Below are 14816 nucleotides of genomic sequence, written 5' to 3'. Positions count from 1 at the left end.
TGCGCTTACTTGATAATGGTGACGTTTCCGATAATGGCACTCTCTTTTCCGCCCAGGCGGATGATGTAATAATAGGTGGCGGCCGGCAGGGCCTGACCTTTCATGTTGCCTTCCCAGGCTTTCTCGTAGCCTCTTGATTCAAAGACCTTGTTGCCCCAGCGGTTGTAGACTTCCACCTGGCAATCTGGGTAGCTCTTGAGGTTAGGAACATCCCAGACATCATTGATGCCGTCTCCGTTCGGGGTGAAGCCATTAGGTATTTCAATGGGTTGCAGCACGGTGATGGTTACCTGATCAGAAGAAGTACAGCCGTCCTGGGTAGTGACCGTCACGGTGTAGGTGGTGGTCTGGGTCGGTTTTGCCACTGGATTTGGAATCTGGCTGTTATTCAGGCCCGTTGCGGGAGACCAGCGGTAGGTTAAACCGCCAGATGCTTCCAGGGTGGCGAAGTTGCCTAGCACGATGTTCTGGTCTGGTCCGGCCTTGGCCGTTGGAGCCGGGATGTTCACTTTCACCGGAATCCGAACGCTGGCGCAGTTCTGAAGCACGGACCGTACGTAGAACGTGGTGGTTTCTTTCAGGGCCGGGGTGGTGAACGTCAGGCCGGAGCCTAACAGGCGGCCGCCTTCCTGCTGGTCAAACCATTCCACTACGGTGCCGCTGGTGGCTGGCACGGCCGTTAAGGTAGCCGTAGTGCCCGCGCAGATAGAAGCTTCCAGAACCGCAGGAGGCTGCGGCGCGGTAATGGTGACCTGCACCACGTTGCTGATATTGTCTGAGCAGCTGCCGGATACCACTTTTCTCCGGAACCAGGTGGTCCGTTGTAAAGCGCCCGGCGTGTAGTTCTGCTCGGTGCTGGTACCAAAGGCCGTCCCGAAACCGGTGGTTGGGCCGCTGGTGCTGCTTTCCCATACGTAGGCATAGTTTCCGTTTCCGCCGGCCGGCAAGGTGCCCGTCAAACGCGCTGGGGCCGTGTTGAGGCAGATCGTCTGGTCGGTGGAGATGGTGTTTCTGGTTACGGCTGTGAAAACGGTCACTTTCACCACGTTAGAAACTAAGGTGATGGAGCCGGAGCTTACCTTTCTTCTGAACCAGGTGGTCTGGGTAAGCGCGGGCGAGGTGTAGTCTTTGGTGGTGGTGTTGCCGCTGGCCGTCACAAACCCTGAGGTTGGGCCGCTGGTGCTGCTTTCCCAAACAAAGCTGAAGGTGCCGTCGCCGCCAATCGGGTCAGTGCCAGACAAGGTCATGGGAGCCGTGCCCTGGCAGATGTTCTGGTCCTCAAAGATGGTATTCTGGGAGATCTCGGAGTTCACGGACACTTTCACCACGTTGCTGGTCACCTGGCAACCGCCAGATTCCACTACCCGTCTGAACCAGGTGGTTTGGCTCAACGCATCAGAAGCATAGGTTCTGCTGGTAGCGTCGGTGATCGCCTTGAACGTCACGCCATCCTGGCTGCTTTCCCACTGGTACCGGTAGGTCTTGGTGCCACCCGTAGGAGTAGTTCCGGTGAACGCGGCCGGTTTGGTATGGATGAAGATCACCTGGTTGTCCTGGATGAAGTTGTTGATGATGGACTCACTCACGGTCACCTTGATAGGAGCGCTTACCTGTGGCACACAGGTGCCGGATTTCACTACGCGGCGGAACCAGGTGGTCTGGTACATGATGCCGGGGGTGTAGTTCTCCGTTTGGCTCGCCTCCCGGATGGTGTAGTAAGAGATGCCGTCGGTGCTGCTTTCCCACTGGTAGGTGTAAGTACCGGTACCGCCGGTTGGCTGCGTTCCCACCAGGGAGGTAGTTCCAGTGCCCGCGCACACTTCCTGCGCCCCGGAGAGCACGTTATTGGCGATAGGGTCCTGCACGTTCACCAGCACCGCAGTTCTTGGTCCAGCGCAGCCGCCGCGTACGGCCTGCACATAGTAAGTAGTGCTCTGGGTCAGGTTGGCAGTCGTGTAAGAAGGTCCTCTGAACAGGGCAGTTCCGCCGGTAGCGGCAGCAAACCACTCGTAGGTGATGTCCGTGCCCGGGTTCTTGATGCTGATGACCGCTTTCTCTGAGTGACAAACCGTGGCCGCAAAAGCCTCTGGAGCCGCCGGAAGCGGAGACACCGTTACTTTTACTTCTACTCGGGAAGGAGCAAGGCAACCCGTGGTGGTCAATGCCTGGACATAATACGTGGTGTTGGCCTGTAGAACCGGCGTGGTGAAGGTAGTGCCTTCGGCCAGCAGATTACCGCCGGTGGCCGCATCGTACCATTGAATTTTCTGGTTTGCGGCTGCTGGGGTAGCGGTCAGTGTGGCGGTGGCGTTCTGGCAGGTGGCTACCTCCCGGATAATCGGCAGAGAAGGCAAGGGCAATACCGTCACTTTCACAGCGGCGCTCACCAGTTGGCAGCTGCCCGAGGACGTGATTCTCCGGAACCAGGTCGTGCTGTGCAGGATGCCCGGCGCATAGATTTGAGTATTGGCTACGCCATCTGCGGAAGTGAATCCGGCGGTGGCGCTGGTCACGCTTTTCTCCCATTTGTAGGTGTAGGTTCCATTGCCGCCCGAGGCGACAGGAGCCTCCAGAATAGGAGCGGAGGTGTTGTCGCAGATGGTCAGGTCAGCGGGCATGGTTACCTGCGTCAGCAGTGGGGTTACTTCCACTTTGATGAGGTTGGAGATGTCCTCGCAAGGGCCCATGGTCACTTTCCGGCGGAACCAGGTTGGCTCCGTCAATGCCGATGGCGTGTAGTTCTGGCTGGCGTAAGTTCCGGTGGCGGTAGTGAAGGTCACACCGTCCGTACTTTTTTGCCAGAGGTACACCGGATTTTCGTTTCCGCCTGCCGGTTTGGAGCCGGTCAGAGGAGTAGGCACGCCACCGGAGCAAACCTCCTGGTTTCCGGCGATGGCATTATTGGTGATGATTGGTAATACCGTCACCTTAACTTCCGTGCGGGTCTCAGAACAGTTCCCGATGGCTCTGCTCTGCACAAAGTAAGTCGTGTTCGCGGTAAGGGCAGGAGTGGTGTACTGGTCACCGGTAAAGAAAGGCGTGCCGCCGGTAGCGGTGGTGTACCACTCATACGGACCTCCGGGAGCAGTGGCCGTTAAAGTGGCGGTGCTGCCCAAACAGATAGTGGCGTTGGCTACCGTAGGAGGGAACGAGAACGTGTTGATGGTCACCAATACCGCTGGAGAGGCCTGGGTGCAACCGTCAATGGTCACTTTCCGGCGGAACCAGGTGTTAACCGTCAGGGCACCAGAGATATAGGATTGACCGTTGTTAGTACCGGTTGCGGCTGTGAAGCCAGTGGTGGCGGTGGTAGTGCTCATTTCCCACAGATAGGTAGGAGTACCGCCGTTTCCGCCCGCCGGAACAGAGCCCGTTAAATTAGTAGTTAAGCCGTAGCAAACTACTTCCGGGGCCACTGCAAAGGTATTGTTGGTGATGGCCGGTACTACCGTGATCTGGATGGGTTCAGAGATGTTGGTGCAACTGCCCGAGGTAACAACACGTCTGAACCAGGTGGTCTGGGTGAGGGTGCCCGGGTTGTAAGTGGGCAAAGTGCTGGAGCCAGCCGCTTTCCCGAAGGTGGTCGTCTCGGTTCTGCTTTCCCACACATAGGTGTAAGTGCCGGATCCGCCTTTAGGAGTAGTGCCGGTCAGGGTAGCCGCCGCTTCGCCCAGGCAAAGGGTTTGCAGGGCGCTGATGACGTTGTCAGTAACCACCGGTTGCACAGTCACTTTCACCGCTTTTCTGACGCTGGAGAAACAACCTTGCGGAGAAACCGCGGCGGCGTAATAGGTGGTAGTGGCCGTTAAAGCCGGCGTGGTAAAGGTGTTACCGGTGGCTAAGGTGTCGCCGCCGGTGGCGGTGGCATACCAGTAGATTCTTCCGGCCGAAGAGCTGGCGCTGACGGTGGCTCTGCTGCCAAAGCAGGCGAGCACATCCGTAGCGGTAGGTGCTGCCGGCAAAGGAGCTACCGTGACTCTCACCGGAGTTCGGGTGGGGTTCGCGCAACCTCCTGCGTTCAACGCCGCCTCTACATAATAGGTGGTGGTGGTTTTCAGGGCCGGAGTGGTAAAGGTAGCGCCGGTGGCTAAAGGTGTGGTGGCCGTGGCAGAGGCATACCATTTAAAAATGGGGGCGTCTCCCTGGGCTTGCAGCGTGGCGGTGGTGTTGTAGCAAATGGTTTGGTCTACCGCAGTGGGGGCAGCAGGCACATCCATCACCACTACATTTTTGATGATAGAGTCACCTAAACAGGTGGAGCTTGTACCCTGCGGAGTCACCGCCAGGGTAATTTTATAAGTACCTTTTTCTCTGAAGAGAATGGACGGGCTCACGGATGAGGCATTGGTGGAATTGGTGTATTCCCAACCGGTGCTGGGCGAAATTGACCAAAGTCGAAGGTAACCGCTGGTATTGCCAATGTTGTTTCCGTTGAATCCGCCACTGGTCTGGTCGTTCAGTTTCACCACTTGGCCGGGGCAGAAAGGACTTTCTGGGGCCATGCTGAACGCCGGAATGGGCTTGGTGGAAATAATGATCCCGCTGACCTCGGCCTGCTTGGGAATACAGCCATAGGCCACGGCGTACATGGCAAAGCCTTTGGTTTTGCCCTGCGATGATTTGGTGAACGCGTGCGTGATGGTAGGCGGCAGGGTGGCCTGCGTGTAGCGGAGCGTGTCGGTGCCGTCATCGAACCAGATGGCATAGGTGGTGTTAGGGGCATTGTTCTGGGTACCGGTGATGCCGAAGGTAAAGGCGGCCGGGGCACATTCAGAGGTGTTGTTGGGGCTCTGGATACCAATACCCGGCGTGCTGCCGTTGAACACCGAGTACGTAGTACTGGTAGCGCAGCCGCTCTGGCTGGTCACGGTGAATTTCAGGTTGAAGCTGCCCTGCGTTTTGTAGGTGTGCCTGGCCGTGGTGAAATTTGCCGGGTACGTGTTAGAAGTACCGTCTCCCCATTCAATGGTGTAATCTTTGTTGGTGGAGAGGGTGGTAGAGCTGTTAGACACCACCAGGTTGTACTCCGTAGACCCACCCACTGAGGAACATCTTGTGAAGTTCTCCTCGTTGGCATCCGCTAGGGTAGCATTGGGTTTGTCCAGGCAGTTCTGCCCGAAAGAGGCATAGCTCAGCAGGAGCAGAAAGCCCAGTAATTGATAAAACTTTTTGGAAGGCGACATAGTGCCGGGATAAAAAGAGGGGTTACAGAAAGAGTGAAAAAGAGCAACCCAGGCTCAGGCAAGATCTGCCGGAGAATAGGCGCACTCTCCTAAGTAGTTAGACCGCAAAAGGGGCGGTTTGGCCAATAACTACCAAGCCAGAATTCTCTGGAAAACCACTTTTTGTTTCCTGAAAAGATTTCGCTGGTGCAATAGGAGAAGTCAGTTGGGAAGGGGAGTATAGTGAATTCATATATAGTAAATTTAAATTGTATTAATGGGTTATTGTCTCTAAAGGGAATGTATGCTTGGTATAAAGTGTGCTTATGAAAAATGATGTTGTGTATTGCTTTATATTGCCGCCAACAAACGTCTTGTAACCTTTAGTTCAAATTTACGTCAAAGATATAATTTTTTAGTTAGTAGTTGATAATATGAATTTTTAAAGAAATTGATATAAAGTAATTCAGAGAAGCCTTAAATTTGCTAAATTGTGCCACGTTAGCGGCCAAAGATGTTGGCGGCGCAGGGGGAGAGCAGCATGTGATAAATCCCAAAAAGTAGGGAATCGGCCATGGGTTCCGGAGCATTCACCGGATAAAATGGGAGATTCAACCGGCAAAACGGTTGGTTTACCGAAAATTGGTGGCAGATCACGAAATAGCTAGTACCTTTGACACAGTTAAAACAACAAAGACAGTTTGTTGCTCACAACATAGAAGATATAAAGGGGCGGCGGAACACTTCTGCTTGCAGGAGCGTCAAAGTTCTGGTGCTTATTGGGGGATATGCTACAGATACCCAAGACATTTGTCCCGCCTGCCCCTTCTTTTTCAGCCTCTTCTTCCGCAAGGAAGGAGAGGCTTTTTTTATGCATTCCATTTAACCTCCGGCTTCCTGTCCCCTTTTCTGAAAAATCGCCCTCCGCTAAGTCAAGCGCGAAGGAGCTTGGTTTCTCCCCGTCGTTTCCATGAGCGAACTTGAAGGCGGGCTGTTTTAGCGCTCTTTTCCAGAAAATCGAACTGAAACGTGTTCTCGTCTCCCGGGTCATCTTTTCATTAACGTCGGTTGAATTTCTTCTGAACAAAGGCTTGGAGCTTTATATAATAGGATGAAGGTGAACAAACCTGCTCAGAATCCTTGCGCGGGAAAAGGCCAGGCTGCCAGGGAACGGATGCTTTTTGTATCTTTGGATTGTTAAATCAGGAAAACCCATGAAGCAGCATATCACCGAGAACGAGAAAGAAGTCATCAAGCTGATCACCTTCTTTAAAAAGAGAGGAGAGCGTTTGGCTGCCGAAGGAACGTTGACCCAAGAGCACGAAGAATTGAATGCTGCCTGTGAACGTCTCACCCAGAAAATCTATAGCCACGCCGATTTCCGGCAGCAGGTCATGGACAAACACGAAACCCTCAAGGGAATCATTGAAGACCATGCCCAGTGCCCCACCTGCTCCAAAGCTGACCTGCTCAAAAAGACGGGCGTGGCCACGAACGAAGCGGGCTGGAAATCGAACCGGTACAAATGCCGGCGCTGCAACATTGAGTTCACTTGGAACCGCCCCAACAATCCCTGGGACATGATTCCGTTCCTGGAGGTCTGCGTGCAGGAACTGGACGCCAACATCGCCACGTTGGAGGCCGAGGACGGGTTGCGCCAGCGGGCGCAGGAGGCGCGTGACCACATGGCCGTGAGCCTGGAACAGCTGCGCGCCGCCATCCACTCCGCCGATACCGAGAAGCAGCAGATGGAGGAGCAGGACAAAGAAATGTCGCGCATGCTGCATGAGTTCAAAAAGTACCTCATGATTGAGAAAATCAAGATGGAGCCCTTCAGCGAGAACTAAGCAACAAGCCGCTGGTGCCTAGTGAAGCCGTTTGGGGGCTGTTTTTAGAAAACAGCCCCTAAACGGCTTCTTCATGATTTGATAATAAACATTTCTGGCCGGGTACGTACAAATAACATACTGTTAGCTGCAGTGGCTGCCAGCATTTACCACCCGAACCTATGCCTATCGAGAACGACAACATCACCAATTCTGACGAAAGCAAACGCTTGCCAGATGACAACCCCACGCCCATGAAAGGGGCCAAGACCGAGGATGACGCCATTGCCAAGCCTGATCTGGGCGGCTCACGCCTGCAAGCCATGGAAGCTGATTTCCTGGACCCTGAACCGGAAGGCAGATTCTCAGAGGGCAACGTGGCCGCCGAGGACGAGGAAGACACCACCCGCCTGGACGGCAGCAACGCCAACAACCTGCGCACCAAATAGAGAATCGCCGGAGGCGATCTTGTTTTGGAACCCTTTTCTGAAAGCGGCCCCAAAACAAGATCGCCTTTCTTGCCGTTTACAGGAACTGTTTGTTACACCAAAAGTCTAACACCATGAACAGAAACCACAGATCAGATGACCACGGTCATCACCGTTCAGATAATCGGCGTCCCGATGAAGACCAATACCGCGGAGCCTACCGCCAGGACACGGATCGCGGGCGCGAGTACCAGAACCTGGATCGGCAGAACTTCAATGACCGCGACATCAGCCGCGACTACCGCAGCAACCAATACCAGGGCTCCAACGAAGACCGCCGCCGCGAGCGCGACCACGAGTTGCCCCGTGACTACGGCCGGGACCAAAACCGCCGCGGAGAGCGCTTCGATAACCTGGGCGCCCACGAAGACAACAACGGCCTGGAGCATTCTACCCGCAACTACGGCAACATGGGCAGCTACGGCGGGGCCCAGGGCTTTGGCTCCTCCAGGGGCGGATCGCACCAGCAAAACTCCGGGGACGGCTCCCGGTGGAGCAGCGGCCACGGCCGGGAAGAGCAAAAGCCGGTCAACCGCCAGTTCTACGGCGCCTACCGTGACCACAACAGCTTTGCGCCGGGTGAGCGGGAGCAGTACGACGGCACCAGCCGCTACGGCACCCAGGGCGCAGACAACACCAGAGGCTGGGAGCCCTCAGATAGAGCCGGTTCCCGAGGTGGAGTCCGCGACATTGGGACGAATGACATTTCCCGTCGGGGCGATGACAGCCGCTACGAGATCTACGACGATTCCCAGTCGCACTACAACCGTGGCGAGTACGAGGGCGGCCGGCAGTTGGGTAATCTGAACAGTGGCTATGACCGCAGAACCCGCGCCGAGGGCGGTTCCAGCTTTGACTACAACCACGGCCCGCGCGAGCACCACAACCAGCAGGGCGAAGGTGCCCGAAGCGAGAACTACGGCAACATGGCAGGTTCGCTAAGCTGGGGCAATGACCGCGACTACCGCTCAGAAGAAGGGCAGAACCGCCGCTATGATCCCATGAGCGGCCACGTGCGCGGCCAGGGAACCCAACCACCCTCCCGCGAGGATTTCAGCTGGTAACCAGCTTTGCACTATATGAGCAAAAGAGCGGCTGCCCCCAAGGCAACCGCTCTTTTGTTTAAAATAAGCTCGTCTCTGAATGTCGGTTTTAAGCCTGTTTTCCTAAAAGGAAGTATAAAACGCCCGACTGTTATATATGCTTGCACATGATGTACTGCGGTAGATTTCCGGCAAGGCTGAATTTTTCTTCCCGCAAAATAAACGTGCAGTTGCGGGGTTTTGTCTTTGGAAGAAAATCAGATCTGGGCCGCGGTGGGTTTGAAAGTGATGGGTGAGGTTTGGCGGGGGAGCTGGTGAAACGGCCTTCTTTTCGCCAGGTAAAGCTAAACTCCTGCCTTTCTGAACGGTTGTAGAGGCAGGGTCCGTTTAGGGCTTGTTTTCGGAAAAGGGGCCCAAAACGGACCTGATCTGTACCGCGTCATCGCCGAATGCTTGATAAAGTGGGGTAAAGCCGTGCGTTCTATGGGCTTACCGTTTACCTTTGCAGCATCAAATGAACTCCGATATGAAAATTTCATGGCTTCCCGTTTTTCTGCTGGCGATCTGGAGTGTTTCCTGTTCCCCCTCGCCCGAGAAGAAAGTGGAGGTGTTGCAGCAGGAGGTTCTGACGCTCCATGACTCGGCCATGGCCAAAATGGGGGAGCTTTACACCCGCCGCAAAGAACTTACCTATTTGAAAGACTCGGTGGTGGTGCAGGACACGGCGGCCCGCCGAAGCCTGACCACCGGAATCTCTGATCTGATGCAGTCTGATGAGCACATGATGCAGTGGATGCGCCAGTACCGCAACCCCGATGGCAAAGCGCCAGAGGAGGCTCTCCAGTATCTGCAGCAGGAAAAAGTCAAAATTCAGGAAGTGCGGCATTCCATCACCCAGAGCCTGCGCGCCGCCGATTCCCTGAACTCCCTTTACCGAAATCCTTCTAAATGAAAAATACCTTTGTAGCCCTCGGGCTGGGTCTGGCGCTGGCTACGGCCTGCACCTCTAAACCGGAAAACAAAACGTTGCCCATTCTGGGGCCGCGGGAGCCTAAAGTGACCATGGTAGACGGAAAGCCCGCTGTTGACACCGTGTACCACTCCATCCCAGATTTCGCGTTCCTGGACCAGGACAGCCAGATGGTGACCCAACAAACCGTGGCAGACAAAATCTACGTCGCCGATTTCTTTTTCACCTCGTGCCCGTCTATCTGCCCCAAGATGAAGAGCCAGATGCTGCGGGTGTACGAGAAATACAAAGACAACCCCAAGGTGGCCCTGCTCTCGCACTCCATTGATCCTACTCATGACACCGTGGCCGTGCTCCGCGACTATGCCGAGCGATTAGGGGTGAAAAGTACCACCTGGCATTTCCTGACCGGCAACCGTGATACCATCCTGGATATGGCCCAGAAGCATTACTTCACCAGCGCCATGGTAGACAACGCCGTGCCCGGCGGATTTGAGCACAGCGGCGCTTTCCTGCTCGTAGACGGGCAACGGCGGATCAGGGGACACTATGACGGCACCAATGCCCAGGAGGTAGACAAGCTGCTGCAAGACATGGACGTGCTCCTGTCTGAAAAGAAAAAGTAAGCTATGTCTTTTCCTATAAAGAGGCTGCTGTTCTTGCTGGGGGTAGGGGTGGCGTTTTCGGGGTGTTTTACGGAAAGGGGCCAGGAAGGGGAGTTGCTCTACGGGCGGCACTGCGCCAGCTGCCACCTGGAAAACGGCGAGGGATTACGGGGCGTGATCCCGCCGCTGGTGAACTCAGACTACTCAGAGAAAAACCGCGACATTCTGGCCTGCCTCCTGCGCCAGGGAATCAAAGGGACCATCACGGTGAACGGGCGGGAGTACAACCAGGCCATGCCCGGTAATCCTAACCTCTCAGAGGCAGATCTCACTAACATCATCAATTACCTGCACAAAGAGTTCAAGTCGCCCAGCCGGCGGGTCTCCTTCGGTGAGATCAGGGAGCAGGTGAAGAAGTGCCCCTGAGGAAGAAAACACGATTGATGCGAAATAGAAAAGAGCAACCCGCCTTCTGGCGGGTTGCTCTTTTCGTTGATGAAAGGGAAAGGCAGAAACTGTCCGGGAACTTAGCGTCCGGTAGTAGTACCAGTCGTTCCTCCGGTGGTACCGGTAGTACCTGTGGTGCCGGTGGTACCAGTTGTTCCGGTAGTAGTACCGGTTGTTCCTGTTGTACCAGTAGTTCCTGTGGTGCCAGTAGTGCCCATGGTGGTTCCGGTGCTACCAGTAGTACCGGTAGTTCCTGCGGTGCTACCGGTAGAGCCAGTCGTTCCCGCTGTTGTGCCGGTGGTACCCATGGTGGTTCCGGTGGTAGTACCCATTGTGTCGCTTCCCATGTCAGTAGTGGTGCTGGTACCATCATCCATGGTGCCGCTGTCAACGGTGGTGTTGTCAGTGGTGGTGCCGTTGGCCTGGTCTTCTTTGTTGCCTCCACTGCAAGAGGAGAATGCCATCATGGCGACGAGAGCGCAAGCTGCACCCCAATTTGATACGTTAATTTTCATAGCTAAGTGAAAGGTTAAGGTTGAATAGAATTCACATGTCTCTTCGTACGAGATTGCAATTTATTTAGTCTGAGGAAGATGAAAATAATCTAATAAAGTTTAGAAAAATACGTATTTACCGAAGGTGCCCCTCCGGGAAAAATCAACCAGGCGGCATCTGTTCACCTCCAGTTTTCAGAACTTCTACTGTATGCATACCTGGGGTTTCTCCTCCGTTCTCTAACCAAGTATTAAAACTGAGAGGCTAAAAATAATAGCATTATTTGCAATGTTGCTGAAAAGCTAATATTTTTAGCTATGGAAAAAGACAGTACATCCGGCAGAAAAGGAGGCCGGCCGTATCAGGGGCAAGACCTGACCAAGGGGCGGGGAGCCCAGTACAACCCCACCAATCCCTTCCTGAAAAACGACTACGTGGTGGAGCACCTAGAGGGTGTGGACGAACCTTGGCAGATGAAAGCCACCACCCAGTTCTTCACGGAGTTTCCCAAAACCATCGTGAACGAAGTAGACTCGGCGGACCTCGGGTTGGTTTATTCCATGAACCCCTATCAGGGGTGTGAGCACGGGTGTATCTACTGCTACGCCCGCAATACGCATGCGTACTGGGGGCTGGGGGCCGGGGTGGATTTTGAGCAGAAGATCATCATCAAAGAGAATGCGCCGCAGGTGTTGCGGGCGCAGCTGGAGCACCCCAGGTGGGTGGTGCGGCCCATCATGCTGGCCGGCAACACTGACTGCTACCAACCCATCGAAGCCAAAAAGAAAATCACCCGGCAACTGCTAGAGGTGCTGCTGCAGTACCGGCACCCAGTGAGTATGATCACCAAAAATGCCCTTATTCTCCGGGACCTTGATCTGCTGAAGGAGCTGCATCAACACAACTTGGTACACGTGAGTATTTCCATCACTACCCTGGACGAAGCCCTGCGGCAGAAGCTGGAGCCCCGCACTTCTACGGGTGCCAAGCGCCTGCAGGTGGTGAAGGCTTTGACCGAGGCGGGCATTCCGGTGAACGTGATGGTGGCGCCCATCATTCCCGGGCTGAACGACCACGAGGTGCCCGCTATTCTGGAGGCTTCAGCGGCGGCGGGTGCTCTGTCGGCGGCCTACACCATCGTGCGTCTGAACGGTGCCATCGGCGAGACCTTCGAGGACTGGATTCACAAAGCCTACCCAGACCGCGCCCCCAAGGTGCTGGATCAGATCAAAGCCTGCCACGGCGGCTCCCTCAACGATAGTCAGTTCGGCCGCCGGATGACGGGGGAGGGGAGGTGGGCCGAGACCATTAAATCGCTATTCAAGGTTTCCATGCACAAGTACTTCAAGGGAAGAAGTATGCCGCCCTATGATCTCACCGCCTTTACGCCCCGCTCTGGAAAGCAACTCACCATGTTCTAAATAACCCTTGGCAGAAATCTCACTTCCCTGAGCTTTTTCTGGGGAAAAATGGTCCTCTTGTTTTAAGCCTTAAATGAAGGAAAGAGGCTTAAAACACTGGGGGTAAGGGAAGAGTATGATGCGGTGTGACAGGCTGTCATGTGCTGTTGAATGGTCCAAGGTTAAGGAAGCTGGATGTACGAAACCCAAGAGCTATCAAAGAACCTTCCGGCAAGCCTATTACAAGCCTATTAATGGATAATAGAGTAGGCGCTGATTTGTCTAGGAATAGAGGGTAGCAGGTTCAATTAGAAGCAAAAGAAAGAAAACGGTAGTTCCACAGGAGAAGTAAGCTGGTAAGTAGGAGGTTATAAGCAGATCGCAACCATTGGCTTAAAAGCTTGCATTTGCAGTTTTAGTTGAAGTGACTGGCGAGTTCTTTGGTAGGAATTTAACTCAGCCCAGAGGAAAGAAAAGTACTGCTTGTACGTTACTGGAAGTACGGGAGTTACCGAAATCCTTTTTTGAGGGGTGCGGTAATTTGTCTCTTTCTGAATATAACTTTTTCTAAAAAGGGAGGGTCTTTGTATCTTTAGGCATGGGGAATACCCTTACTCAAGCAAGTACAGTGGCAGGGAAGAAAATCAAGCGAAGCTTCTTGTTTAAACTCATTGTGTTTTTAAACATAGGTGCGGCTGTTCTGTTGGTGCTTTCCCACTTCGCCTCCTACATCAGCCCCAGCACTCTCTGGGTCGCGAGCTTGGTGGCGCTGGCTTACCCGGGTCTCCTGTTGGTGAACCTGCTCTTCATTCTGTATTGGCTCCTGATCAAAAGCAGGGCCTTATTCATTTCTGTCTTCGCCATCCTGTTGGGCTTTGATAACCTGCGCAACCAGATCCAGCTGAACCTGTTCCAGACCGAAGTTCCGGCCAATGCCCAGAAACTGCGGGTGCTCAGTTTCAACGCCCGGTTATTCGACCTGTACGAGTGGACGGGGAACCCCAAAACCCGAAACAAGATCTTCAAGATGGTGCAGGATGAAACCCCTGACATTCTCTGCTTCCAGGAGTTCTACACCTCCTCTAAACCGGGCCGCAATAACCTGGACACCCTGCTCCGTCTGCAGAAGGCCGGGAACCACCACGTGGCCTATACCGAGACCCTGCGCGGGAGCGATCACTGGGGCATTGCCACCTTCAGTACGTACCCCGTGGTGAACCGAGGCAACATCCTCTTCCATGAGACCACCAACAACCTCTGCATCTTCTCTGACCTCAAGATTGGGGAAGACACGGTGCGGGTGTACAACGTGCATTTCCAGTCGAACCGGTTCAAGCGGGAAGACTACGAGTTCCTGGGCAACCCCAATGCCAAGCCCTCCAATGACGAGAAGATAACCGCTTCCCGCAACATCATCCGACGGCTGCAGGTAGGCGCCGTGAAGCGGGCGCAACAAGTAAAAGTAGTGGCCGAGCATATCGAAAATTCCCCGTACCCGGTCATCGTCTGCGGTGACTTCAATGATCCCCCGGCTTCGTTCACGTATAATAAAATTAGCAAAGGGCTGAAAGATGCGTTTGCCGAAAGCGGCTGGGGATTGGGCAATACCTTCAACGGGCTGTTCTCCATTCTGCGCATCGATTACCTGCTCCATGACCCGCGCATGGTTGGTACCGGCTACAAAACCATTCGGCAGAACCTCTCCGATCACTATGCCATTGTAAGTGATCTGTGGCTGAAAAAGGCGGGCCATGCTAATGGGGAATAGTATATTCCTGGGATAGATTCCCTGAGGTTGTTTCTGAGGATTTCAGGCTGTTCCCTGGTGAATGCAATCTTACGTCAGGCTGCTTTTCTCGTTTTTTCTAACGTTGGAGCGCCAGGTCTCTTCGCTTTGGATAAGCTTTTCTTTATTGTTAGTAAGCTCCCAACCCGGACCGCCAAGCCTCCGCCGTTGTTGGTGTCTCGCCAACGGTCAAGTCGACTTATTTTAAGGAGAGATTCTTCTTTGAAGAAAGATTTCCCTTACAAAGGCAGGGGAGTTAGGGCTATTAAGTTTTAAAACTATAGCTGGTTCAAGTTTTCAACTTGGACCTACAACGAGCTGAAGTTTGTAACTTCAGTGAGCCGTGAGGCTCAAAATGCACAGTATTGGCAATGTCTCCCGCCGTTGTTGGCGTTCTCACCAACGACTTCTACTGCCTTTGTTAAGCAGAGATTCCCCCTTTGAAGGGGGCGAAGGGGGATGTTTACACCCGCTGATCACTTGCCCGCCTTTACTCTTTACCTCTGTCCTGCCAAGCCTTGAGGCTGGAGTCGCGGTCTGCCCGCGTTTGTCACTTTTCTCCTGGATGAGAAAAGTAACCAAAAGAATCATGAA

The 14816-nt window shown here is 54.2% G+C and carries 11 protein-coding genes; 8 read left to right on the top strand and 3 right to left on the bottom strand.

All coding sequences use genetic code 11. The features are described 5' to 3' along the window. Window positions 1-5: 5 nt before the first annotated feature. Together H7U12_RS10375 and H7U12_RS10370 are read right to left on the bottom strand one after the other, a co-directional pair. Complete coding sequence (locus H7U12_RS10375; protein WP_186637077.1) at window positions 6-5183, bottom strand: gliding motility-associated C-terminal domain-containing protein; 5178 nt, start codon at window positions 5181-5183, stop codon at window positions 6-8. A 661-nt stretch (window positions 5184-5844) separates the two neighbouring features. After that, the gene (locus H7U12_RS10370; protein ID WP_186637075.1) at window positions 5845-6249 is read right to left on the bottom strand and encodes a hypothetical protein; all 405 of its coding nucleotides are present in this window, start codon (window positions 6247-6249) and stop codon (window positions 5845-5847) included. 127 nt (window positions 6250-6376) lie between these two features. Here H7U12_RS10370 and H7U12_RS10365 point away from each other — a divergent pair, with 127 nt between their 5' ends. From H7U12_RS10365 to H7U12_RS10340, 6 genes are all read left to right on the top strand, one after another. Further along, complete coding sequence (locus H7U12_RS10365; RefSeq protein WP_186637073.1) at window positions 6377-7009, top strand: hypothetical protein; 633 nt, start codon at window positions 6377-6379, stop codon at window positions 7007-7009. Window positions 7010-7170: 161 nt separating this feature from the next. Further along, window positions 7171-7437, top strand: coding sequence for a hypothetical protein (locus tag H7U12_RS10360; protein WP_186637071.1), 267 nt, complete (start codon window positions 7171-7173; stop codon window positions 7435-7437). Between the two features lie 113 nt (window positions 7438-7550). Next, a complete protein-coding gene (locus tag H7U12_RS10355) occupies window positions 7551-8540 on the top strand; it encodes a hypothetical protein (RefSeq protein ID WP_186637069.1) in 990 nt (329 codons plus the stop codon). Window positions 8541-9045: 505 nt separating this feature from the next. Then, a complete protein-coding gene (locus H7U12_RS10350) occupies window positions 9046-9471 on the top strand; it encodes a hypothetical protein (protein WP_186637067.1) in 426 nt (141 codons plus the stop codon). Further along, window positions 9468-10115 carry an SCO family protein gene (locus H7U12_RS10345; protein WP_186637065.1) on the top strand — a complete coding sequence of 216 codons (648 nt, stop codon included), beginning with the start codon at window positions 9468-9470 and terminating at the stop codon, window positions 10113-10115. The genes H7U12_RS10350 and H7U12_RS10345 overlap by 4 nt, the downstream gene beginning before the upstream one ends. Before the next feature lie 3 nt (window positions 10116-10118). After that, window positions 10119-10520, top strand: a complete 402-nt coding sequence (locus H7U12_RS10340) for a c-type cytochrome (RefSeq protein ID WP_186637063.1) — start codon at window positions 10119-10121, stop codon at window positions 10518-10520. 101 nt (window positions 10521-10621) lie between these two features. Here H7U12_RS10340 and H7U12_RS10335 read toward each other — a convergent pair whose 3' ends face one another. After that, the gene (locus H7U12_RS10335; RefSeq protein WP_186637061.1) at window positions 10622-11008 is read right to left on the bottom strand and encodes a hypothetical protein; all 387 of its coding nucleotides are present in this window, start codon (window positions 11006-11008) and stop codon (window positions 10622-10624) included. A 345-nt stretch (window positions 11009-11353) separates the two neighbouring features. On the opposite strand from H7U12_RS10335, the gene H7U12_RS10330 reads away from it, so the two are divergent. Then, window positions 11354-12457, top strand: coding sequence for a PA0069 family radical SAM protein (locus H7U12_RS10330; protein ID WP_186637059.1), 1104 nt, complete (start codon window positions 11354-11356; stop codon window positions 12455-12457). A 652-nt stretch (window positions 12458-13109) separates the two neighbouring features. Continuing rightward, on the top strand, window positions 13110-14204 hold the full coding sequence (locus H7U12_RS22810) for an endonuclease/exonuclease/phosphatase family protein (RefSeq protein WP_186637056.1): 1095 nt from the start codon (window positions 13110-13112) through the stop codon (window positions 14202-14204). Window positions 14205-14816 lie beyond the last annotated feature (612 nt).

It is taken from the genome of Rufibacter sediminis (assembly GCF_014269285.1).
Lineage (GTDB): Bacteria > Bacteroidota > Bacteroidia > Cytophagales > Hymenobacteraceae > Nibribacter > Nibribacter sediminis.
The sequence above is the reverse complement of the archived record's forward strand: the minus strand, read 5'-3'. Positions and strand labels throughout refer to the sequence as shown.